Annotated in this window: 19 protein-coding genes; 3 read left to right on the forward strand and 16 right to left on the reverse strand. The window is 57.5% G+C overall.

All coding sequences use genetic code 11. The annotated features are described in order from the left end of the window. Window positions 1-66 precede the first annotated feature (66 nt). A complete protein-coding gene (locus A3714_RS14740) occupies window positions 67-453 on the forward strand; it encodes a DUF6713 family protein (protein WP_063508285.1) in 387 nt (128 codons plus the stop codon). 174 nt (window positions 454-627) lie between these two features. On the opposite strand, the gene A3714_RS14745 is transcribed toward A3714_RS14740, so the two are convergent. After that, window positions 628-1,551: a LysR family transcriptional regulator gene (locus A3714_RS14745; protein ID WP_063508284.1), complete on the reverse strand. Its 924-nt coding sequence runs from the start codon at window positions 1,549-1,551 to the stop codon at window positions 628-630. A 134-nt stretch (window positions 1,552-1,685) separates the two neighbouring features. On the opposite strand from A3714_RS14745, the gene metE reads away from it, so the two are divergent. Beyond that, the gene (gene metE / locus A3714_RS14750; protein ID WP_063508283.1) at window positions 1,686-3,977 is read left to right on the forward strand and encodes a 5-methyltetrahydropteroyltriglutamate--homocysteine S-methyltransferase; all 2,292 of its coding nucleotides are present in this window, start codon (window positions 1,686-1,688) and stop codon (window positions 3,975-3,977) included. Between the two features lie 274 nt (window positions 3,978-4,251). Here the strand turns inward: metE and A3714_RS14755 are convergent, their stop codons facing one another. The 10 genes from A3714_RS14755 to A3714_RS14800 all read right to left on the reverse strand — a co-directional run bounded on the left by A3714_RS14755 (window position 4,252) and on the right by A3714_RS14800 (window position 15,422). Next, window positions 4,252-5,424, reverse strand: coding sequence for a CmpA/NrtA family ABC transporter substrate-binding protein (locus A3714_RS14755; protein WP_063508282.1), 1,173 nt, complete (start codon window positions 5,422-5,424; stop codon window positions 4,252-4,254). Between the two features lie 199 nt (window positions 5,425-5,623). After that, the gene (locus A3714_RS14760; RefSeq protein WP_035246751.1) at window positions 5,624-6,211 is read right to left on the reverse strand and encodes an ANTAR domain-containing response regulator; all 588 of its coding nucleotides are present in this window, start codon (window positions 6,209-6,211) and stop codon (window positions 5,624-5,626) included. A gap of 172 nt (window positions 6,212-6,383) precedes the next feature. Next, window positions 6,384-6,791, reverse strand: a complete 408-nt coding sequence (locus tag A3714_RS14765; protein ID WP_063508281.1) for a globin family protein — start codon at window positions 6,789-6,791, stop codon at window positions 6,384-6,386. 62 nt (window positions 6,792-6,853) lie between these two features. Next, a complete protein-coding gene (locus tag A3714_RS14770) occupies window positions 6,854-7,435 on the reverse strand; it encodes a DUF3365 domain-containing protein (protein WP_063508280.1) in 582 nt (193 codons plus the stop codon). 47 nt (window positions 7,436-7,482) lie between these two features. Continuing rightward, the gene (locus A3714_RS14775) at window positions 7,483-8,817 is read right to left on the reverse strand and encodes a cytochrome c3 family protein (protein ID WP_231866097.1); all 1,335 of its coding nucleotides are present in this window, start codon (window positions 8,815-8,817) and stop codon (window positions 7,483-7,485) included. A 10-nt stretch (window positions 8,818-8,827) separates the two neighbouring features. After that, window positions 8,828-10,810, reverse strand: coding sequence for an FAD-dependent oxidoreductase (locus A3714_RS14780; RefSeq protein WP_063525937.1), 1,983 nt, complete (start codon window positions 10,808-10,810; stop codon window positions 8,828-8,830). Between the two features lie 45 nt (window positions 10,811-10,855). Then, complete coding sequence (locus tag A3714_RS14785) at window positions 10,856-12,034, reverse strand: alginate export family protein (RefSeq protein WP_063508975.1); 1,179 nt, start codon at window positions 12,032-12,034, stop codon at window positions 10,856-10,858. A 128-nt stretch (window positions 12,035-12,162) separates the two neighbouring features. Next, complete coding sequence (locus tag A3714_RS14790) at window positions 12,163-13,002, reverse strand: ABC transporter ATP-binding protein (RefSeq protein WP_063508974.1); 840 nt, start codon at window positions 13,000-13,002, stop codon at window positions 12,163-12,165. Between the two features lie 17 nt (window positions 13,003-13,019). Further along, window positions 13,020-14,021 carry an ABC transporter permease gene (locus tag A3714_RS14795; RefSeq protein WP_063508973.1) on the reverse strand — a complete coding sequence of 334 codons (1,002 nt, stop codon included), beginning with the start codon at window positions 14,019-14,021 and terminating at the stop codon, window positions 13,020-13,022. A 27-nt stretch (window positions 14,022-14,048) separates the two neighbouring features. Then, on the reverse strand, window positions 14,049-15,422 hold the full coding sequence (locus A3714_RS14800; RefSeq protein ID WP_103918039.1) for a CmpA/NrtA family ABC transporter substrate-binding protein: 1,374 nt from the start codon (window positions 15,420-15,422) through the stop codon (window positions 14,049-14,051). A 584-nt stretch (window positions 15,423-16,006) separates the two neighbouring features. On the opposite strand from A3714_RS14800, the gene A3714_RS14805 reads away from it, so the two are divergent. Beyond that, the gene (locus tag A3714_RS14805) at window positions 16,007-17,158 is read left to right on the forward strand and encodes a YbfB/YjiJ family MFS transporter (protein WP_231866025.1); all 1,152 of its coding nucleotides are present in this window, start codon (window positions 16,007-16,009) and stop codon (window positions 17,156-17,158) included. Here A3714_RS14805 and A3714_RS14810 read toward each other — a convergent pair. From A3714_RS14810 to A3714_RS14830, 5 genes are all read right to left on the reverse strand, one after another. Next, window positions 17,155-17,553 (reverse strand): hypothetical protein, encoded by a 399-nt coding sequence (locus tag A3714_RS14810; protein ID WP_063508970.1) that lies wholly within the window; start codon window positions 17,551-17,553, stop codon window positions 17,155-17,157. The two genes, A3714_RS14805 and A3714_RS14810, sit on opposite strands and share 4 nt — an antisense overlap. Window positions 17,554-17,684: 131 nt before the next feature. After that, on the reverse strand, window positions 17,685-19,007 hold the full coding sequence (locus A3714_RS14815) for a hypothetical protein (RefSeq protein WP_063508969.1): 1,323 nt from the start codon (window positions 19,005-19,007) through the stop codon (window positions 17,685-17,687). Window positions 19,008-19,112: 105 nt separating this feature from the next. Next, window positions 19,113-19,691, reverse strand: a complete 579-nt coding sequence (locus tag A3714_RS14820) for a hypothetical protein (RefSeq protein ID WP_063508968.1) — start codon at window positions 19,689-19,691, stop codon at window positions 19,113-19,115. Between the two features lie 112 nt (window positions 19,692-19,803). Next, window positions 19,804-21,087 carry a hypothetical protein gene (locus tag A3714_RS14825; protein WP_063508967.1) on the reverse strand — a complete coding sequence of 428 codons (1,284 nt, stop codon included), beginning with the start codon at window positions 21,085-21,087 and terminating at the stop codon, window positions 19,804-19,806. Window positions 21,088-21,589: 502 nt separating this feature from the next. Then, on the reverse strand, window positions 21,590-22,588 hold the full coding sequence (locus tag A3714_RS14830) for a DUF5924 family protein (RefSeq protein ID WP_063508966.1): 999 nt from the start codon (window positions 22,586-22,588) through the stop codon (window positions 21,590-21,592). Between the last annotated feature and the right edge of the window lie 226 nt (window positions 22,589-22,814).

The raw sequence follows: 22,814 nt of genomic DNA on the forward strand, positions 1-22,814 counted from the left end.
TACCTCAGAGGTAATGGCGCCAGCCCGGCAAACCGGGTTTCATGACAGGAAAAGCGGAGAGATGCCATGAAACCCGATCTGCCCCAAACCCTTTTTCTGTTGAACACCACCGTCCTGCTCACCCACCAGATTGATGCCGCCTACTGGCACGAATGGAACCTTTTCCACCTGCCCGGAGGCAATCAGTTCAACCTGATACTGAACCTGCCCATCATCGCTCTGGCACTGATGGCCTTCCTGCAGGTGGCCACCCACAGCCCCCACCAACGCCTGTCTCACCAATTCCTGGCTGGGCTGGGACTACTGACCGTCGCCATCCACAGCGGCTTCTTCCTGGCCGGACATCCAGAATTTAGGCAGCCCATGTCGCTGTTCTTGCTGGCAGCCACGTTCATTTTGTCTCTCGCACAACTGAAAACGTTGCCCCCTGCAAATCGCAACAGCCAAACCTGAGGAAAATCGCACCGCAGGCGAGCTGATTCAACAGCAACCCTGCCAGCATCTACTGGCGTTATTTTTCTCTATTACCCAAGCCGACGTTTCCATGGATTGTAGGAGCTATGCTTGCATGGCGAACTTCCCTTACGCCGTGTTCGCCATGGCACGCATCGCTGCTGCTGCAACGGATTAACTGCCTTTCACCGCCCGCACCCCGCTCAGGGTCTTGAAGCACAGCTCCTTGGCGGTTTCCCAGAATTCCTGCATGTAAGGGGTGTGATGGTCCTCCACCCGCACGGCCGCATACAGCGTGCGCCAGACGCCCTTCTCGCCCAGCCGCACGGTTTTCAAAAGGTCATGCTCGGTGTACTCGGTAAGCGCCCAGTTGGGTAACGCCGCCACGCCCCGGCCCGCCGCCACCAGTTGTGCTGTCATGGGAGTCAGTTCGGCGGTACGAATGGCGGCGGGTTCAGCATTGGCCGGGTTGAGGAACGCCGTGAACACATCCAGACGCTCCCGCTCCACCGGATAGGTAATCAGGGTCTGGTCGGCAATATCGTCCGGCTCAATCCACTTGCTTGCCGCCAGGGGCGACTGCCGGGATACCGCCAACACCAGCTCATAGCGGAACAGGGGCAGATATTTCACCGCCTCGTTTTCCTGCGGATCGGAAGTGATCACCATATCCAGGTCACCGCGCACCAGCGCCGGCAAGGGCGCGAAGCTGAAGGCCGCAGACAGGTCCAGTTCCACTTCCGGCCAGTGTTCGCGAAACGCATCCAGTGCCGGCATCAGCCACTGGAAGCAGGAGTGACATTCAATGGCGATATGCAGGCGCCCGGTCTGGCCCGCCGCCAGGCGTTTCAGCTCCCTTTCCGTTTGCTGCACCCGGGGCAATACCTCCCGGGCCAGCGTCAATACCCGCAAGCCAGCCGTGGTAAATCGCACCGGACGCGTGCGCCGTACCAGCAAGGCAGCGCCCAGCCTACCTTCCAGATCCTTGAGCTGATGGGACAGCGCAGACTGAGTCACATGAAGCCGTTCCGCCGCTTCCATCAGGGAACCGGCCTCTTCGATCGCCAGCAGGGTGGTCAGATGTCGGACTTCCAGCATGAGAATATCTCATATTTAAAATTAGATATTTGATTTTGCCTCAACTTCACCTGTCCCCACAATAGTCCCCAATCCCACTGGCACCTGAAAGCAGGCCAGCCAGTGTCCCCATTTCTGCATGAAAGGAAGACAGCATGACCACCCTCCACAACCTCGGCTTTCCCCGTATTGGTGCCCGCCGTGAGTTGAAGCAAGCCGTGGAAGCCTACTGGGCCGGCGATCTGCAACAGACCGAACTGGAACATGTGGGCAAGAGCCTGCGCGAACGACACTGGGCGCTGCAGGCGGAAGCCGGCCTGGACCTGGTACCCGTGGGCGATTTCGCCTGGTACGACCAGATTCTGGAATTTTCCTGCCTGCTGGGCGTGGTACCCCACCGCTTCCAGCAGGACAACCAGCAACCGGTAAACCTGGATACCCTGTTCCGCATGGCCCGGGGCCGGGCCCCCACCGGCACGCCGGCGGCGGCCTGTGAAATGACCAAATGGTTCGACACCAACTACCACTACATCGTGCCGGAACTGGCGGCGGACCAGACCTTCCGCATTGCCCGGGAAAGCCTGTTCGAACAGGTGGAAGAAGCCAAAGCCCAGGGCCACGCCCCCAAGCCGGTGATCCCCGGACCGCTCACCTATCTGTACCTGAGCAAGGGCGAGAGCTTTGATGGCGCCGACGACAGCAACAAGCTGACTCTGCTGGACAGCCTGATTCCCGTGTACCGCCAGATCCTGCAGCGGTTCGCCGATCAGGGCGTGGAATGGGTGCAGATCGATGAACCGATTCTGGTGCTGGACCTGCCCGACAGCTGGCAGCGCAGCTACCTGCGTGTCTACGACCAGCTCGCCGCCGCCAGTGAGTGCAAGTTGCTGCTGGCCACCTACTTCGGCGGCCTGGAAAACAACCTGTTCACGGCTCTGGAATTGCCCGTGGATGGCCTGCACCTGGATCGGGTGCGCGGCAACGATGATCTTGGTCAGGTGGTGCCGCGGCTGGGCGACAAGGTGCTGTCGCTGGGCTACATCAATGGCCGCAATATCTGGCGCACCGATCTGGATGCCGCCCTGGATGCGCTGATCTCCCTGCGCAACGAACTGGGCGATCGCCTGTGGCTGGCGCCCTCCTGTTCCCTGCTGCACAGCCCGGTGGATCTGGATCAGGAAGACAAGCTGGATAGCGAGCTGAAAAGCTGGCTCAGCTTTGCCAAACAAAAACTGCAGGAACTGGCGCTACTGGGCGGCGCCCTGGACGGCGACAGCAGCGTCAATGCGGGTCTGCAATCCCAACGCGACGCCCTGCAAGCCCGCGGTCTGTCCAATCGTATCCATAACCCGGTAGTGGGCAAGCGGCTGGCTGACGCCGGCAACGTCTCCCGCGACCGCAACAGCCCCTTTGCCGAGCGCATTGCCAAACAACAGCAAGCGCTGCAATTGCCGGCCTTCCCCACCACCACCATCGGCTCCTTCCCGCAGACCCGGGAGATCCGTACCGCCCGCCGCGACTGGAAAACCGGTCGCCTGGACGACGCCTCCTACACCGAGCAGATGAAGCAGGAAATTGCCCGCTGCATCCGCTATCAGGAAGAGGTGGAACTGGATGTGCTGGTGCACGGCGAAGCCGAGCGCAACGACATGGTGGAATACTTCGGTGAGTTACTGGATGGCTTTGTCTTCACCCGCTTCGGCTGGGTGCAGAGCTATGGCTCCCGCTGTGTCAAACCGCCGATCATCTTCGGTGACGTGCAGCGACCCGAAGCGATGACCGTGGCATGGGCGCAATACGCCCAGTCGCTCACCGACAAGCCCGTCAAAGGAATGCTCACCGGGCCGGTGACCATCCTGCAGTGGTCCTTCGTGCGCGATGACCAACCCCGCGCCGACACCTGTCGCCAGATCGCCCTGGCCCTGCGCGATGAAGTGCAGGACCTGGAAGCCGCCGGCATCAAGGTGATCCAGATCGACGAACCCGCCCTGCGCGAAGGCCTGCCCCTGCGCAAAGCCGACTGGGGCCAGTACCTGGACTGGGCCGTGGACTGCTTCCGCCTGGCCACCGTGGGCGTGGCCGACGATACCCAGATCCACACCCACATGTGCTACTCGGAGTTCAACGACATCATCGAGGCCATCGCCGCTCTGGATGCGGACGTGATCACCATCGAAACGTCCCGCTCCAACATGGAACTGCTGGATGCCTTCCGGGATTTCCAGTATCCCAACGACATTGGTCCGGGGGTGTACGACATCCACTCCCCCAATGAACCGGACGTGGGCTGGATGGTACAACTGATGGAAAAAGCCGCCGAGCGACTGCCCAGAGAACGGCTGTGGGTGAACCCGGACTGCGGCCTGAAAACCCGCAAATGGGAAGAAACCCGCGGCGCCCTGGCCAACATGGTGGATGCGGCCAAGCAGCTGCGCGAAGCGGTTTAGCATCCTCTGCCGAAACCGAAACCAACGCCCCCCCGTTGGAGCCTTGCTTGCAAGGCGAAGAGCAAAACGCTGGCACCGTGCCAGACCGAACCCCTTCGCTTTGCAAGCAAAGCTCCAACGGTGAAAAGGCCAAATTATCGGCCTACCTCACGCCCCTCCACCAAAAAAACTAAATCCCCGTTGGAGCCTTGCTCGCAAGGCGAAAGGCAAGAAGCTGGCTCAGTGCCAAACCAAACGCCTTCGCTTTGCGAGCAAAGCTCCAACGGGGCGGGTTCTATTGTGCCGGCCCCGCTTCCGCTTCGATCACTTTCAACAACCGGTCCGGCCCCAGCTCCACGGGCTTGGGTTCGCCGGGTAACTGCCAGTGGCCTGCATGGCGCTCGTCCGGTTTGCTATCCATCAATGGCAGGCTGGTGAGATCCGCCAGGGCATCGCGGAACAGGTCGGTGCGGTAGCACTGGGCCGCGAAGGTCCGGGTTTCTTCCAGGGAACACTGGCGCCAGCGCTGCATTTCTTCCAGCAGGAAACGGGCGTCAGATCGCCAGGGAAAATTCGCATGGAAACCGGCGAACACATGAAAGTGATGGGCCGGAAACGGTTGCCCGGTCAGGCCGCCGGGCAACCGCTGACTGAAGGGAGCTCGGATCACTTCCGCCGGCACATCCAGCCAAGCCGGGTGCGCCAGCAACGACAGACTCTCCAACAGATTCTCGTCCGCATGGCGGGCGGCCCGGAAAAGGGCCCGCAGCATGGCGCGGTGGGGCCCGGGATTACGGGCCACCCAGTCCCGGGACACCGCCAGCACCTTTTCCGGCGCGTTTTCCCAGATCTGATAACCGGAAAGGATGCAGTGCCCGGCGCCGGTCAGGGCGGCCAGGCTGTTCCAGGGTTCGCCCACACAGAAACCATCGATATGCCCCATGCGCAGGTGATCCACCATCTGCGACGGCGGCAGCACCACCAGCTTCACATCGTGATCCGGGTCCAGCCCGGCCACGCTCAGCCAGTGACGTAATTGGTAGGCATGACAGGAAAACGGAAATACCACCGCCAGTACCAGCGGCGCCTCTCCACTGCCGGCCCTGGCGGCCACCAGCTTGTTCATGGCGCTGGCCATGTCGTTGGGCGTGGGTCCTTCGGATAAAGCACACAGCCCCTGGAACAACATCGGGGAGACGGTTATGCCGTTGCCGTTCAGGCCCATGGAGAAGGCCGTGGCCAGGGGTTTCTTGATGCAGCCCAGACCCAGTGACGTGGACATCAGCATGGGCGCCAGCATGGGTGCCGCATCCAGCTGCCCCACCAGCAGGCGATCACGCAGGCTGGCCCAACTCCACTCCGGTTGCAGCTCCACATCCAGCCCTTCGGCGGCGAAGTAGCCCGCTTCCTGGGCCACCACCAACGGCAGGCTGTCAGTGAGCGGCATATAGCCGATACGGATTTTCATGGGGCTTGCTCCGAAAGGGCCTGACGCCTGACGCTGGACGCCTGACGGCGAACACACCTGGCGCCCTCTACGGTACGTACCCGTCTCACCGTCTTATCCGGTGTCTCCATGAGGCTTCGACCCTTCATCAATGGCATCACTCGTCGCATATTATCTCCTGTGTAGCGTCAGGCCTCCGGCGTCCAGCATCTGGCGTTCTTCACCCCTGCGCCTTCAGCATCTCGGCATAATCCAGCACCGACCTGGCCACCTGGATCAGTGGCTGGCCGGTATTCATGGCCTGGCGCCGCAGGGTGCTGTAGGCATCCTGCTCGTTGAGGCGGCGGCGTTGCATCAGCAGGCCCTTGGCCCGCTCGATGATCTTGCGTTCTGCCAGCGCTTCGCGGGTCTGTTCCAGCTCCTCGCGCAGGGCCTGGTATTCCCGGAAACGGGCGGTGGCCACGCGCATCACCCCACGCACCCGGGCCAGATCGGTTTCCCCGGCCACATAGGCACTGACGCCGGCACGCAGGGCCGCCACGATCAGATCCTCATCGTCCTGGTTGCAGAACATGACCATGGGGCGCGGCATATCCCGCTGCACCAGGGCCATGCTTTCCAGGGTGTCCCGGTCCGGCGCGTCCATGTCCACGATCACCACATCCGGGTTGCTGGAATGCACCTTCTCCGCCAGCCCGGCAGCACTGGTCAGACGACAGAGGATCTCGTGCCCTTCATCGATCAGGGCACGCTCCAGAATCGCGGCGCGCGGTGGCTGGTCATCCACCAGCATGATTTTCAGGGCCATAGTGTCGGAAGCGTCCAGGGATTGAGTGTTACGGGATTGGTTTGCAACGGTTGTGCCAGTCATGGGTTTATTAACCTACTGTTTTTGTTTGCTATTCCTTTTTCACCATAAGGGCCCCCGCAAAGCGCACCATAGCGGTGCACTCTGCGGCGCCAAAACGGCGCCTCACGGCTCAGTAGTTCGCGGCATCAATCATGGTGCTGGCCAGCAAGGTATAGGCCTCTGTCCAGGCCGATTCTGTGTCGGCATCGAAGGCGTCGCCCAGACCCTGCGCCAATGTCCAGAGCAAGGCCTGCGCCACGGCGTCGTAATCTTCCGGTTTAACGCCGTAATCCTTATGGCGTTCACCCAGCTTCTGGACGGCGGGCACAATGGTATCGAGCCTGTCGAGCCCCTTTACCGCCACACCAATCATGCTCATCAGTTTCTTGCCCTGCTCTTCCATGTTGCCCTTGAAGAGTGGTTCCAGTTCCGGGGCCTGGGTAAACAGGCGCTGATAAAACAGGGCGGCCGCCTGATCGGCAATGCCTTCCACTTGCTGCCAGCTGGCCTGCACCCGCGCAATCTGTTCCGGTGTCATGGTATTTCTCCCGCTATTGGATAAGTGCTTGCACGCACAGCGTGCAAGCAGGGTGTTGCCGGTTACATGGGTACGCGAATCACCACGCCGCCCATCACATCGCCCAGCTCGAAATCCGTTTTGGGAGAGTCCTTGTGGTTGTTGTGACAAGCCGCGCACGGGGCGGCCACCGCCACATCCGGGTATACCGCCGTGTAGTAGGTCGTGTCGCCAAGAGCCTCGGTGCCGTAAAAGTTCTTGCCCGGGTTATCGACGATGTACTGCAAGCCTTCTTTTTCCAGTTCTGTTTTGGGCGCATTTTGTGAATTGATGGGCCACAGTGACTGCAAGGAATAGGAGAAATCACTGGATACCTCGGCCACCGCTTCCGCCCCGTAACGGAACATCTGCGCCGGCAGCGGTGCGCCGTTTTCCAGGTCTTCCCAGTACTCATGGGGTTTGATGCTGTCAGCACCCGCCGGGCCCAATCGCCCGATGATCATCTTGGTGTAATTGGTGCGGTCCGCGTTCATCACTGCGAACAGGGAATCGGTATAGACCTGTGGATCGATACCGACGGCAGGTTTGCTTTCCTGGCCGCCTCCGCAGGCACTTAATAGTAGTGTGGCCAAGGCTGTAGTGAACAACGTTCTTGAATATTGCATGGGTGTTACCTCCTCAGGTTCAGGAACCTCTGAATGAAACATCAGTATCAGTACGGTCCTCGCTTTCCTTCCCGGGCCTTGTCCCGCTCCACAGCCATATCCACCGATGGCACATGGTGTTCGGGTTTGCCCTGAAAGTTCTTTTCCACCAGATGCGGATCAGCCAGCGCATCAATGGCGAATTCCAGCCCGTGGCATTGCATGCACACTGGGCGAATCATTTTTTCTACCGGACGCAGGATCAGGCTCTGGTTGTGTTGCACCAACACATCATCGCCATGGGTTTCCCGGGGCATATGGCAGGTGGCGCAGGTCACGCCACTACCAGGGGGCAGCTCGCCGCGTTTTTCCGCTTGCCATAATCGGTGGTGGCTGGAGCGCAGGTATTCGTTGCTGTGTTCATCGTTGTGGCAGCCCAGGCAGCTATCCACGGCAGCTTTTTGGGTGTCGAAATCATGGGCACCATGGCAACTGATACACGTGAGCTCCCGGTGGCTGGCTTCCACATGCATGTTCAGCACCGATTGCGATGGCGTCATGGGTGATAACTCCATGGCCAGTCGCATGCCGTGCCGGCCCTGGAGGAACCCCTCGTTTTCCTGCTCATGACACTGGGCGCACTGCAACGGCGCTGGCTTGTCGACCCATTGATCGGCATCACCATGGCAGGCGGTACAAGCCACCCCGGCTTCCGCATGGGCGTTGCCATCCCAGTGCTCCGGCACGGTTTTGTCTGCGGGCGGCTTCCCGGAACCTTGTATCAGGGCAACCAGATCTGCGTCGCTCATCCGGCTGGCCAGGTTGCGGGGAGTCAGGCGGGGGCGCTCACTGAGCCAGGGCTCATCGGCATGGGCGAGCAGGAAATCTTCATAGAGCGCCAGGTTGTCATGGAAGTTATGGCAGCCGGCGCTGGCACAGGTATCGAATGCCATGCCTTGGTGGCTGGGGCGCTCTTCGCCAATGTCCTGATGACAATGCACACACATATCCATGGGCAACGTCACTCCCATGCCCACATCCAGCTCCGGCCGGTGCTCCACATGACAGGACACGCAGTAGCGGGCGTCCACATTCGCCAACCGGTTAGCGTTGCGCGGGTCAGTGAATTTGGATTTCGGGTGTGAGTCCCTGGCATCAGCAAGCTGCTCACCATGACAATTCACACACGCGTTTTGCAGCACCTCCTGGCTATTGAAACCTTCGTCATGGCAAGCACTGCATTGCAGCTCAATCTGGTGATGGCCATGGGTCATGGCACCGGGAAGAAAGGCACTCTTGGAAGCATCGTTATCCAGTAATGACATGCCCAGCCAGGCCGCCAGTGCCAGCGACCCCAACAGCCATAGCCCCCACCACAGTGTCTTGATCCCCGGCTTCCCCACAGGCATTCCCCTAGAAGTAGTACGCAGACAGGATGTGAAACACCAGCAGCGCAGGTAGCGGCCAGCACACCAGAATATGCAACCAGGTACTGCCCTGACGCAGCCGCCCCATGGCCGGAACCGAGCCCTGCAACCGGGTCAACAGGGCTGCCGTCATCCCCACTATTCCCACGCCCAGAAAGCTCAGCATCAGCCAGCGATTCAGGTTGTCCCCCAGGGAAAAACCGGTGTGCCCGTAAAGCAGCGCCAGCGCCATCGCCCCGAGCGCGGCATGGGCAATACGCCACCCGCTGAATCCCCCCATCGGCAAACCAGGAAAGCGCTTTTTCAATGACATCAGCAGTAAAAGCAGTGAAGCGATCAGCACCGCATAGCCACTCCACTGTCGCCATAGAGGGTTGCGGGAAACCAGCTCGAAGAACCCCATTTCCAATACCGAGGTGGCCGGCATCGGTGGCGGAAGCCATAACGCGACCCCCAGGAAAACAGCAGACAGGGCGGCAATAATGGCCAGGCTTCGACCGCCGGGCACACTCCGTTTGGCAGCGCCCTGCCCGCCACAAAGGCTGTCCAGAAGCGGCTCGCAACCGCCACAGACAGTGGCAGCTCCACTCGCCTGCTTCAGATCCGTCACCGCGGTGACGCCGCGATCCAGATATTCCTGTAACTGCCCCCGGGTCAGGCCACGGCATTGGCACACCACCGTCGCAGTCGGCCACTGCCCCACGGATTGGTCGTTGCTGTCACCCGGATTTCCCGTCAGTACAAAGCGGCCGACCTGCCAGGGCCACAGGCGCTTGCCATCGCGGATGCGATTGAGCACCTGTTGACGTTCCGGCCAGGGCCCCACCGATACCGTGCCGACCACCCGCCCGGTACGCACCATCAGCGCGCGATAGATGCCCTTTTCACGGTCGCGATAAACCAGAGTGCGATGCACCAGGCCACGCTCTTCATCACTGAACAGGCCGGCACTGAAGACTTCCAGCGACAGCACCTTGAGCCAGGTGCTGTCCGCCACCGGCATGTAGCTGACCGCTTCCCCGGCCAGATTGGCCGCTGCCACCCGAGCCTGTTGCAGGGCTGGCATAACCAGCCCGCACACCCGGTCCTGAAACTGGGCGCACTCTCCTACCGCATAGATATAGGGGTTGGATGTCTGCATACCCGCATTGACGCGAATACCACTGGCCACGGTGATGCCCGCCCGTTGGGCCAGCGCCGTGCGCGGAGCAATGCCGGTGGCAAACACCACGGTGTCACAGGGCAGCAACTGATCGTCTGCCAGGCGCACCCCTTCCACCCGCTCCACACCTTCCACACGTTTCACCCGGGCAAGCAGGCGTACATCCACTCCCGCGCTGGCGAGGTTGTCGGCCACCATGTCGGCGGCTTCTGAATCCAGTTGCCGGTTCATCAAGCGGTCGGCGTGTTGTATCAGGGTAACTTTGGTACCAAAACGGCACAGGCTATGGGCGGCCTCAATGCCCAACAGGCCACCTCCGATCACCACGGTATGAGTGCTACGCAGCCGGCGTGCCATCAGTGCCTGGGCATCATCCATATCGCGAAAACGCAGCACACCGGAAAGTTCGGCGCCGGGAATACCGGGAATATGGGCTTCACTCCCCAGCGCCAGTACCAAACGACCGTAGGGATGGCGTTGCCCAAGGCTGTCCTCAACCCAGCGTCGCGCCGGGTTGATTGCAATAATGGCCCGCCCCACCAGATGCTCCACGTTCGCATCCAGTTCGGCGGGCAGGTTAGTCAGATCATCAAAACCGGTGGAACCGGACAAAAAGGTGGATAGCTTGACGCGATCATAGGGCGCCCAGTCTTCCTGGCCGAACAGCTTGACCGGCGTGGTAACGCCACGACGGCGCAGCTCCACCAGACACTGCATGCCCGCCGGGCCATTGCCAACAATGATCAATGGCCGCTCGGTTTCGCTTTGCGGAATCTCGCTGTCAGGGAAAAACTGCCGTGCTTCCACCTTTCACCTCCGTAACGGTTTTGATGAAGGTTGCTGAAGTCAGGATCAGAGCTTCAGTTCTGCCCAGGCCCACAGTTTTTGTGTATCCGAGCCGAAATCATCGGCGCTGTAGTCGGCGTATTTCAGGCCCACCACGTAGTGCTTGCCGATGGGGCGTGCCACCAGCAGGTTGGTTTCGGTGCCGTAATCACTGCTGCCCTTGTCAGCCTGGAAGTCGTGATACACCGCCGCCAGCTTGAACCCCGCCAGCTTGGTACCGACGCTGACAAAACTGTCTTTCAGACCATCCGCCGGGGTCACCAGGAACTGATCCGCCCAACCATTGAAGGCATGCTTGGTGGCCAGGGGGGTCTGGAAGGCAATCTGACCGTCATCCGAGCCCAGCACTTCCTGCGCGACCTTGACGGTGACCCCGGCCAGTTCTGCGCCCACTTCGGCGAAGTAGTACTCGGTATCGCCGGCTTCCACCTCTTGCTGGGCGCCTTCCAGGGTGAGCAGCAGCTTTACGGCATCCAGATCGAAGGCACCGGCATAGCGCAAACCGTAGGTGTCGTTATCGGAATCGGGCACGTTATCGGTTTCCAGCAGGTAACCGTAGGCGGTGAGGGATCCCCCCGGCGCACCAGCCCAGCTGGCGTTGAACAGGGTATTGGACACATTGGCATCGAACTTGGGCGTAATGCCGTTTACCTGGGTGAGATAGGCCGTTGAGAAAGAAAAATCACCGGTGCCGTAATCCACCTTGGCGCCATCAAAGGTCTGCTCATCCTGACGCCAGCCCACGTTGCCGACGAAACGGGCGTTGTCGTAGATAATGCGTTGACGGCCATAGGTGGCCACCAGACCGTCGAGCGCATCGCTGCCGGTATAACGCACTGCGGCGCGATTAAGCTCGGTGACTTCCGGATCGGCGATCACCGGGTAGCCGGTCATGTGCGGCGCAAAGTTGTCGACCTTGCCGACAATGCGGGTGTCTTCAAACTCCCCCAACACATCAAAACCGTGCAACGTGCCGCTCTGGTAACCCAGACGGGTGCGCAGGGTGAGTGCCTGGGCATCCTCTGCGGCACCGTCGCTATCCACTTCTTCATGGCGCAAGCGCAGATTCAGCAGCGGTTTGCCAGCTTTCAACGCGGTGATAAACGCATCGTCTTCGGCGTGAGCCGCCCCCGAAAAGCCGAGCGTGGACAGGATGACGCCGGCGGCAATGGCAGAATATTTCATGGTCGTTTCCTCGAAGTAATTTCCCAAAATAAAAAAACAGTGATGTGCTGTCATCAGGCACACCTTCCCCCTGCCCGCTTTTCCGTGTGCGAAAAAAACAGGCGAATAAAATCAGTCATAAACGGGTATCAGGCCCGTTTGCGCACGGCGCCAGTGGCAGCGTCAGTACGCTTGGGCAGCGGTTCCACCTTGCGCTGTTTCTCGTACAGGAATTGCAGCACCTGCTGACGACAACGGACGAAGGTGGGATCGTCGGCCAGGGCCAGGCGGTCCCTTGGACGCGGCACATTGACATCCAGAATCTCGCCGATGGTGGCGGAGGGCCCATTGGTCATCATCACAATGCGGTCGGACAGCAACACCGCCTCGTCCACATCGTGGGTAATCATGATCACCGTGGTACCCAGCTGAGCATGGATCTCCATCAGGGAATCCTGCAGGTGGGCACGGGTCAGCGCATCCAGCGCACCAAAGGGTTCATCCATGAGCAGCACCTGGGGCTGCATGGCCAGGGCCCGGGCGATGCCCACACGCTGCTTCATGCCACCGGAAATTTCGTCCGGCTTCTTGTGCATGGCATGGGCCATGTGCACCAGCTCCAGGTTATGCTCCACCCAGTCACGAATCTCGGCTTTCGACTTGGTTTTCTTGAACACCTGCTTGACCGCCAACTCCACATTTTCGAACGACGTCAGCCACGGCAGCAGCGAATGGTTCTGGAATACCACCGCCCGCTCCGGGCCGGGTTCGGTGACTTCCTGCTTGTCCAGAATCACACCGCCATCGGTGGCCTGTAACAGGCCGGCGACGATATTGAGCACTGTGGATTTCCCGCAGCCGGAGTGGCCGATCAGCGAGACGAATTCACCGGCATCAATTTTCAGATTCACATCTTTCAACGCTTCGAACGTGCCTTTCGGCGTGTCGAACTTCATGCCGACGTTGGAGAGTTCCAGTAAGGCTTTCATGTCGTTTCTCCTATCCTTTAGCGCTGCACGGAAGATTTGTCCCACACCAGCGCGCGCTGCAGCATCAGCATCAGGCGATCCAGCAGGAAACCGATCAGGCCGATGACGATCACCGCCACCATGATCCGGCCCAGGGACTGGGAGCTGCCGTTCTGGAATTCATCCCAGACGAATTTCCCCAGGCCCGGGTTTTGCGCCAGCATTTCTGCGGCGATCAGCACCATCCAGGCGATCCCCAGACTCAAGCGCAAACCGGTGAACATCATCGGCAATGCCGAAGGCAGTACGATCTTGCGGACATGGCTCAGTGCATTGAGACGTAGCACTTTGGACACGTTGACCAGATCCTGGCTAACCGATGTCACACCCACTGAGGTATTCATCAATGTGGGCCACAGACAGCACAATGACACCGTGAACATGGATGTCAGGAAGGACTTGGCCACCATCGGATCATCCGTCACATACACCGCGCTCACTACCATGGTCACCAGCGGCAGCCAGGCCAGCGGCGAGACCGGTTTGAACAGCTGAATCAGTGGATTCATGGCCGCGTAGGCAGTACTGCTCAAACCGATCACGATGCCCAGAGGAATGGCAATCAATGACGCCAGCAGGAAGCCACTCATCACCGTGATCAGGCTGGTTCCGATCTGATCAAAGAAGGTCGGCGCACCGGTGTAATCCCGGTAAACCGGCTCCCACTCCGGCTGCTGCTGCAACCGGGCGGCAATGTACTTTTCCTGGCGTTCGTGAAACGCCACTTCCTTGGCACGGGACGCCTGATGTTCATCCACCAGAGACCCTGCCTGCTCCCAGACATCAACCGGTCCAGGGAACTGGCCCAGCGAGGTGTCGATCCGCTGAGCGGCCAGTTGCCAGAGCAACAGGAAGATCGCGATCCCCATCACCGGCCATATCAACTGACGAAGCAGGGCCTGCCACTGGTCACCGGTCATCTTGCCGGTAGCCAATGCACGGTAGGGTTCCATCCAGGTTGGGAAAGTCAGGGTCACCATGATTGCTTCTCCTCAGGTGGCGAGCGCTTAAAGCGCGTCGCCCTCTTTCAGACCGATCGGAAACTTCGCCAGATACTCGTTCGGCTTGCGACCGTCATAGCTGATGTTGTCGATAAAGCCTTTTTGCGGTGGTTTGAAACCATCTTCGGTGGCGAAATCCGGGAATTCGTCCGCAGGGATTTTGCCTTCGGCGATCAGTGACTTGGCCGCTTGGGCATAGATGTCCGGGCGATAGACTTTCTTGGCGATATCCATGTACCAGCTATCCGGTTTGGACTCGCTGATCTGGCCCCAACGGCGCATCTGTGTCAGGTACCAGATCGCATCGGAGTAGAACGGATAGGTAGCGTTGTAGCGGAAGAACACATTGAAATCCGGCACCTCACGCTTGTCGCCTTTTTCGTATTCGAAGGTGCCGGTCATGGAGTTGGCGATCACGTCATAATCCGCCCCCACATAGTTCGGCTGGGAAAGGATCTTCACCGCTTCCGGACGATTGGCGTTGTCGTTCTCGTCCAGCCACTTGGCGGCACGGATCATCGCCTTGACCACGCGGATATGGGTGTTGGGGTATTCCTCCGCCCAGGACTTGCTGACCCCGAAGACTTTTTCCGGATTGTTTTTCCAGATTTCGTAATCGGTAATCACCGGCACACCGATGCCCTTGAACACGGCCTGCTGGTTCCAGGGCTCACCCACGCAATAGCCATGAATGGTGCCGGCTTCCAGGGTGGCGGGCATTTGCGGTGGCGGCGTCACCGACAGCAACACATCCGCCTGCAACTGGCCGCTGGTATCGCCCTTGTGCGGCGCATAGTAGCCCGGGTTCAGACCACCGGCGGCGAGCCAGTAACGCAGCTCGTAGTTATGGGTGGACACCGGAAACACCATGCCCATTTTGAAAGACTTACCGTCGGCCTTGTATTGCTCTACCACCGGTTTAAGGGCATCGGCCTTGATCGGATGCACCGGTTTGCCATCCTTGCTGGGAATATGCTTTTTCATTTCTTCCCAGACGGAATTGGAAACGGTGATGCCGTTGCCGTTCAGGTCCATGCTGAAGGCAGTAATAATATGGGCTTCGGTCCCGTAGCCGATGGTCGCCCCCAGCGGCTGCCCGGCCAGCATGTGAGCCCCATCCAGCTGACCGTCGATCACCCGGTCCAGCAACACCTTCCAGTTAGCCTGGGCTTCCAGGGTCACGAACAGGCCTTCTTCCTCGAAGTAGCCTTTCTCGTAGGCGATGGCCAGCGGGGCCATATCCGTCAACTTGATAAAGCCGAACTTCAGGTCGGCCTTTTCCGGCCAGCCCACCGCATCGTCCGCCACGGACGTGGCTGACAGGCCCAGTGTCATCGCAGCCAGCACACCACGAAATGTTTTCTTGAAACCTTTCATCATCCTTCCCTCTTCTGCCCGTTTTTTACAGGCATAAAAAAAGCGCTCAAAGCGTCCCGCCACCATTGGCAGGAATCTTTGAGCGCCTTTGCTCGCATCGGAGTGCGGTCGCCGTTGACCACACAGATGGTTATCTCGCGCACAACGCAGTGGTTGTGCTTACCCTGTGTTAAGGCAAATGCTGTGCCAGTTTTTAAAAGACTGATTTTTCATGGGGTTAGCGATATCAGGCACAAACCGACTCCACATCAACGCCCGGTTTTCGCTCAGCAGGCACTGTTGTGAGTCAGGGCTTTCTCACCAAAATGCATCACGGTTTCGGTGCCGCTCATTGTCTTCGCCAAAAACCCCGCGTTTTGCCCTGCCCTGGTGAAAAAAACACGCACTGCCTTCGACCAAGGCCGCATTTATCACTGCGATGAATAATGAACATCATTCGAATGATGAAGCCGAACACGGCACAGCCTGTTAGGCTGCGCGCTCCATTGCGGTGGTGGCACAGATCCACAATCGCTAAAGACACAGTAGGAGCCTGCCTGCAGGCGAATGGCACCAGCCCTAGCAGCAGACAAAACGGAATCGTGTTGATGACCACAGAACGAGATCACCTGCTCACCGCCATCGCCGGCGCCTTCAGTCTGGTGATTGCCCTGGGCATTGGCCGCTTCCTGTTCACCCCGGCCCTGCCCGACATGATCGCCGAGACCTCCCTCACCGCCATCAGCGGCGGCTACCTGGCGGCCATCAACTACGGCGGCTACCTGGCCGGTGCCATGCTCGCCATGGCAGTACCCGCCCACCGGGCCCGCACCGCGTTCTGGCTGGCCCTGTGGGCAAGTGTGATCACCAGCCTGCTCATGGGCCTGAGCACCACCTTCACCCCCTGGGCCATCAACCGCTTTCTGGCCGGGGTGGCCAGCGCCATCATCATGGTCAACGGTTCCGCCCTGGTGCTGGGCGCCATGCCCAATCATCTGCGAGCCCGGCTGGGCAATATTCACTATGCGGGCATCGGCCTGGGCATCAGCATCGCCGCCCTCACCGTTGCCCTTATAGAAAGCCTGCGCGGCAGCTACGCCACCATGTGGCTGGCCTGCGGGGCGCTGGCCCTGATCCTGCTGCCCCTGCTGCGTCGCATCCCCGCCCTGCCCCACGCCAAACACAGCCAACATGAACGGGCGCCGGTAAACCGCTCCGCCCTGGGCTTTCTGATCGGCAGCTACACCCTGGCCGGGTTCGGCTACATCACCAGCACCACATACCTGCCGGTGATCGCCAAAGCCCAACTGCCCGGCCTGGACAGCGCCGCCTTCTATACCTGGCTGGCCGTGGGCCTGGCCGCCGTGCCCGCCAACCTGCTGTGGGGCAAACTGGCCAGCCACACCAGCGAACGTAACGCCCTGATGACCGCGCTGGTGGTCCAAGCCCTGGGCGTCAGCGCCCCCGCCTGGCTGCCCGGCCTCACCGGGCTGGTCATCAGCGGCCTGCTGGTGGGCGGCACTTTCACCGCCGTGGTCGCCCTGAGCATGTACTGCGGCCGGCAACTGGCACCCCACGCTGCCAGCGCCGCCCTGGGCGCACTGACGGCCTGCTATGGCGTCGGACAGATCTTGGGGCCGGTCGTGACGGCACGGCTGCTGGAAACTAGCGGGAGTTTTGCGCCCGGGCTGTTGGGGGCAGCGGCGGCGCTGATCGGGGCGGCGGTGTTGCTGGTGCCGTTGGGGAAGGTGCGGTTTTAGGGCCGGTTCACTGCCTGCTGGCGTACCAGCAACGGCATGGCCGCAAACAGTAGCAAAGAGAAGAGATAGGCAATGCCAGATACCGGGTCGCGTCCGGCCAGATAGTCGTCCAGGCCCTGCTCTTGAGCCAGTGTCACCGCCAACTCGGCGCTCAGCATCATCAAAAGAGCCGGCAGGCCAGTGCCAATACACTGCATCACCGTCACCAACCTAAATCGCTGCACCAGCCAGCGGGCCACCAGAAAACTGGCCAGCACCATAAATGGCAATTCAACCAGCTCGGCCCAGCGCTCCCCAAGTCGGGGCACCAGGAAGGGAATACGGATAATGGCCAGGGCGAAGCCGGTGGCGAAGATCAGGATGAAGTAGATGAGAGCGGGTTTTATCAGTCGCATTTCGAGTACCGGCTACAACATTGGGGTCAGGTCTTGAATATTGCGATCAAACGCACGATACAAGACCTGACCCCGGATCCCGCAACGGACAATCTGTCGCCGTGCCTGGCATTGTTAGCCCTTCGCTGCCTTCATCTCATGATCTTGTCATAATCAGCTTTGACACCGCTAGGCACACTTGCTGTCTCAATGTACCCAAGTACTTCTTTGAAGTTATTCCTGCAGGAAGCATTGTTCGCTAAACGATTTCCCAGAGGATTATCTTTAACCATAGCCGACCTAATCATTGTGGCAATCTCCCTTGGGGAGAAGCCACGAATCATCTGATCATAGGCAGGCATTGCCGCGTTTGAAATTCCATAGCCATTCCCTACTCGACAACAAAGAACGGTTTGAACGAATTGCTCCTGTACGGTTTCAGGAATAGCACCTTGCTGCGATAGCTCTAAAAGCCTCTCAGCGAAGGGGGGCTCATTATAAAAATTGTTCATCCCATTATGCACGTTCCAAAGACGTTCAACAGAACGAGAGAACACAAAATGCTGTTCAGATTCATTCAGAAGAGACAGAAGTCCGAGTTTTTCAAAGAACTGAAGCGAGGCGGAATGCTTTTCCTGCTCCCCTTTTGCCACATAGTCAGAATGTCTATTGATAAGATCAGACTTGATAGCAGCCGTGAACGTATCCTTTAGTCCTCCGCAAAGGTCTAACGAATTTAATCGAGCCGGCTCCGATGCATTTGGATCACAATATATTCCATGCACCATCCCGACCAGCATCTGTCTTTGGGCGTCATGCGTTTCAGTGAGTCTCTGCATCCATATTTGACATTGGTTAGCATTGAACCTCTGAGCCTTTACAGCAGATATAAATGCGCTAATATCCACACCCTTTGGGGATGATGAATCTGCTAGAGCATATCTAATGCATCGATTCAAGAACGTAGTGAACTCACGATCGTTAATCTTCCCTAGCGTAGGATGTGCCGCCGAAAAATTGTTTCTGACCTCCCGACACTGGTCTAGAAAGAAAAACCCATCTTCGTCAACTATGTTCAACTTGAGGCAAAGTTCAAGAAGCCTGCTATCTTGAAGCTCAAGAAGATGTTTTTCCTCAAAGTCAGACTGTTTAATTTGCGCGACAACCGCTAACCCGAAATTCCGAACCTTGGTTCTTAACTGTAGAATCGCGGCGTTCCAAATATAGTTCATTGCGCCGTCAAATAGCCCGGTACTTACAGCGACACACATCCTAGCGACCAGCTCACCTCGTAGATTCTCGGGAATTTCTCGAAGTTCTCTTGGCAAGTCCCGCCACGCATATTGAATTTCTTCATCACTCGCAAGCATCTCTCGAGGGATACCCAGAGAAGTCGTTAGCTGAGATATGGCTGGAAGAACCGTGTCCGGCAATGCGGGTAAGGCCACATCCTGCTTCTTCACTAAATCATTCATTGATATGTCCCTAAATATTGACAGTGGCGTTCTTGCTAACGCTCGCTTAAGCAGCGCAGCTTGCTGCGAGCGGCGGTGTAAAACTTAGCGCACTTAAAGCCCTTGTTAGCCATCAAGCCCCTTGCCGACCAAGTAACCGCCAAATGTTTGAGAGAAAGTGCTAGCCAACCCTCCGATGATGGTATCTGCTGCATAGTTGGTGGTTACGATTGCTCCCCCTCCGATCACCTTTGCTGAACGCCACAAAGGGCTCCTGCCACCAACATGACCTTCCATTCCACTTTCACAAACTGAGTACCGGAGTTCTTTGATGCGTTCGCGAAGTAACTCTGAACCAACATCAGCTTTTTGATCAATCAAATCTCTCATCGCTTCGACATCTCTAAAGAAGTAAGCCGCCATTTTTTCGTCCATTCCTGCGGCAATCATTAACGCATGATCTGGCTTGATGAATTCTTCAAACAGATTTTCGAACTCATAGAAGTTGTTCTCACGAACCCCTTGCATCCCTTTTGCTATTTTTTTTAATGCATTCTCATCTTCAGCTAGATACGACAAGGTTTTACAGGCAGAAGAGAGGTAGATACTTACGCTTTTGGGCTCATAACGATAGTCGTCGCCCTCTAGATAGCGCAGCCCCCCCTTAATGGCATTCGTTCCATGGACAAGATAGTTATCCTTCATTCGCTTCTTCCGTATACTAATTCTTTTCATGGCTAACGCCCGCATTTACGGCTGGTTTGGAACGCAGCGGAAAACCAGTCCGACAACATGCACTTGTTAGCTATTTCTAACTTCATGCTAGTGTTGAAGTTGAAAAAATAATCTGCTCAGAAATGAATCTCAGCAAGGGGACTTCCTTTACAAGCTTACTATCATCTCGAAATGGAGTGTACTTTGACTTCTCTGATTCTTTACTGTGAACTATCGCGTTTCTGGTTTGATAGATTCTCGACCCTAAATGCTTAATAACTACATCAGCATCTTCTAATTTTAAATCGACTACCGGCGCATTAGAAAATGGCACTGGCGTTGATTTATAGTACTCAATTAGAGAAGGTTCATATGCTTCAATCTTTTCAATCAATTCATTCAAGTTGATAAATTTCTTAAGTGTAAGACGAAGCCCTTCCAGCTCATTAAAAGTCATGCTTTCATCTCTCATCTTGATTGATTTCCCTATGTCTTTAATAAGCGAAGAAATATCTTTCTTTCGCTTGTAAGAAAAATCAGGATGAGTGATTTTAGTTCTAACCTTCTCGATAAGCTCTTCGTTAAAAACGTTTTCAAAAAAGTGCTCCGAAATATGATAATAAGAAATATACTCCAACATCGGATTTTCGGTACCAACCGCAAGCTGGTAGTGGTGAATCAGGTCTGGGATGTAGAACCTTCTGGGAGGGTCCAATTCATCCATATTATATCTTCGGGTTCTCGTAATTCTCCCAGATCTCAATAGCTCATCGAAATCCCTTTGTTGAACAAGCGCCGAATCTGTGTTGTAGCTAATATTAAATAAAAACGCTGAGCTATATTTTTCGAACTCCGCCGTCGATCGAGTCGTTTCCGATTCTATTTTCAATGTTAGACGACCAGCCAGAAACCTCTTCATTATGTCCAATACACATAACTCTTCTTCGTTAGCCATTTCAAATACACGGTAAGAAGGAAACGGTCTTGAGAGTGCTCTAGGTTCGCCCACTTTCGCTGCTTTCAATAAAAGATACAATGCAAAGGTATTCGATGGTCGAATAAGCCTGTAGTGAAGTTTGTTTTCACTATCTTCAAGTTCAACAACGGTATCGTTTTCTCGGGGCCTCATCCGAAAGAAAGGACCTTCCTCTCGAACTAATATTTCATATGTTTTCTTCGTTGAAATTACAGTTTCTGAAACTTCCTCATACTCAGCGAGTTTTTGAATTTCTTCCGAAAGCTTAGCTTTAGCCAATTTAAACTGATGATTTTCACCGGAGCGCATTCGAGGCGAATAGATGTAAGAAGCACCATCCTCCTCCAATTCGCATCTAATAATATCTGCAATCCATTGTGCGAAATCTAATTCTGAGTAATCAACATCCATCTATTTATCCTATTGTATTGCACGCTCTTCAACGGTGGGATAGCTAACAGCGTATTCAGTCGAACGGTTCGACCTATCTTTCTTCGACATAATTCTTTTATGACTTTCGGGAGAAACACAGCAACTCGCAAGGCCGTCAGGTTCTTACAGAAAAAGCAAGAACCCTTCTCGTCTGACAAAACGCGAACAAACGGCCGATTTCCTGACTTACCCCGATATCCCCCCGTTCCGAAAACCACTCTATATCAACCGTTTAGCATTTTCTGTAAGCCATATCCTACAAAGATATGGCTCGTTCTGTTGAGGACGGCATATAGGGGATCACCGTTTGGAGAGGTATGGCCCAAAGGGTCTGAATAAACCACTGGGCCTGGTTTGCGAAGGTGTAGGGACTCGCGAAGGCACGGCAGTGACTTCAGCCCCTTCGCCTTGCGAGCAAGGCTCCAACGAGGGCCGGTGTCGAAGGGCTTGGGAGTAAGGGGCGGCTGGGGAGCCGCTGGACTCAGGGTGTGATGGTGAAGCGCATGACGCCGATGATTTGGTTGTCGGCGGTGCGCACTTCCACTCGCCAGCGGCCTTGTGAGGGCACCGGGATATGGCGTTTGTGGGACCAGGTGCGAAAGCCGGATTCGCGGCCGCCGTAGAGTTTGAGGGGAATCCGGTCTATCTGTTCGCCGTTTTGGAACCAGTAATGATAAATCTCCTGCCCCAGCCCCAACGGCGCCTTGATGGCGGTGTAGGCATAGAGGCCGGCGGTGACTTCGTCGCTGGTGAAGCTTTGCCCGGTTACCAATGGCTGGCGTTGCTCCCGGTTGAAGGACAGGGCCATCGCCCGCTCTTCCAGGGACAGGGTCAGCGGTGGCACCAGGGGTGCCAGCCAGCGTGGGGCGAAGGCGATCACGCAGGATACGGCCAGCAGCCCCAGCCAGCGAAACCATTTTCGCGGCCCACCGAAGCGCCAGAAACTGGGCAACGCAAACAGGGCGGTGAGCCAGCCGGCCCAGGTGAGTGCGGAATCCGTGCTCCAGTGGAAGATCAACGGCAGCAGTACCAGCAGGGCCACAAACAGTGCCCAGGCGTGGAAGCCGAAGTACAGGGCACGGTGCCGTGCCAGCCAGAAGTACAACGGGTCGATGATGCTGACCAGGGCGGCACTGATCACCAGGGTGGTGAAGAAGATGTATTCCGCACCACCAGACCATTGCAGCAGCACGAACGGCAGACTGAAGAAGAAAGCTTCCTGGTGGACGGCCTGCAGCAGCAGTTTGAGCATGCCCTGGGACATGCCCTCCATGGCGGTACCGGCGAGACGCCGTTGCCAGAGCCCTTCGGTGAGCAGGAGCAGCCAGCTCAGTACCAGGAAGCCGGTGAGCACTGCCGCCAGCCAGGGCTGTCGCTCCACCAGGAAGTAACTGGACAGACCCAGTGCAAAGCTGATCACCGCCCACAGGTGGCGGATCTGGTAGAGCTTGTCGGTCAGGGTTTGCAGGGCGGGTGGCAAGGGTGTCGCTCCGTTGGGGTTTGGCTGTTCGACGTACTATAGGCGTTGGGGTTCCCGGTGGCTGTAGATCAGCGGGCCGTTGGTCGCCTATTGAGGTGCGAATCACGTTTTTGTTTATGAAGAAGGTAGTGAAGGGATCGGCTATGTCTGATCGCCCTGTGGGCGATTTCCGCGCTGCGCGCGGTTCGCGGCTCAAGCGCCGCTCCTACAGGGTGGGTATACAAGG

The organism is Alcanivorax sp. HI0007, assembly GCF_001635525.1.
GTDB lineage: Bacteria > Pseudomonadota > Gammaproteobacteria > Pseudomonadales > Alcanivoracaceae > Alcanivorax.

Coding starts and splice junctions, on each gene's coding strand:
- A3714_RS14810 (WP_063508970.1), bottom strand. CDS start 17,553: ATGCGACTGATAAAACCCGCTCTCATCTACTTCATCCTGATCTTCGCC.
- A3714_RS14800 (WP_103918039.1), bottom strand. CDS start 15,422: ATGATGAAAGGTTTCAAGAAAACATTTCGTGGTGTGCTGGCTGCGATG.
- A3714_RS14765 (WP_063508281.1), bottom strand. CDS start 6,791: ATGACACCGGAACAGATTGCGCGGGTGCAGGCCAGCTGGCAGCAAGTG.
- A3714_RS14795 (WP_063508973.1), bottom strand. CDS start 14,021: ATGGTGACCCTGACTTTCCCAACCTGGATGGAACCCTACCGTGCATTG.
- A3714_RS14815 (WP_063508969.1), bottom strand. CDS start 19,007: ATGAATGATTTAGTGAAGAAGCAGGATGTGGCCTTACCCGCATTGCCG.
- A3714_RS14790 (WP_063508974.1), bottom strand. CDS start 13,002: ATGAAAGCCTTACTGGAACTCTCCAACGTCGGCATGAAGTTCGACACG.
- A3714_RS14740 (WP_063508285.1), top strand. CDS start 67: ATGAAACCCGATCTGCCCCAAACCCTTTTTCTGTTGAACACCACCGTC.
- A3714_RS14745 (WP_063508284.1), bottom strand. CDS start 1,551: ATGCTGGAAGTCCGACATCTGACCACCCTGCTGGCGATCGAAGAGGCC.
- A3714_RS14755 (WP_063508282.1), bottom strand. CDS start 5,424: ATGAAAATCCGTATCGGCTATATGCCGCTCACTGACAGCCTGCCGTTG.
- A3714_RS14785 (WP_063508975.1), bottom strand. CDS start 12,034: ATGAAATATTCTGCCATTGCCGCCGGCGTCATCCTGTCCACGCTCGGC.
- A3714_RS14770 (WP_063508280.1), bottom strand. CDS start 7,435: ATGCAATATTCAAGAACGTTGTTCACTACAGCCTTGGCCACACTACTA.
- A3714_RS14820 (WP_063508968.1), bottom strand. CDS start 19,691: ATGAAGGATAACTATCTTGTCCATGGAACGAATGCCATTAAGGGGGGG.
- A3714_RS14825 (WP_063508967.1), bottom strand. CDS start 21,087: ATGGATGTTGATTACTCAGAATTAGATTTCGCACAATGGATTGCAGAT.
- A3714_RS14805 (WP_231866025.1), top strand. CDS start 16,007: ATGACCACAGAACGAGATCACCTGCTCACCGCCATCGCCGGCGCCTTC.
- metE (WP_063508283.1), top strand. CDS start 1,686: ATGACCACCCTCCACAACCTCGGCTTTCCCCGTATTGGTGCCCGCCGT.
- A3714_RS14760 (WP_035246751.1), bottom strand. CDS start 6,211: ATGGCCCTGAAAATCATGCTGGTGGATGACCAGCCACCGCGCGCCGCG.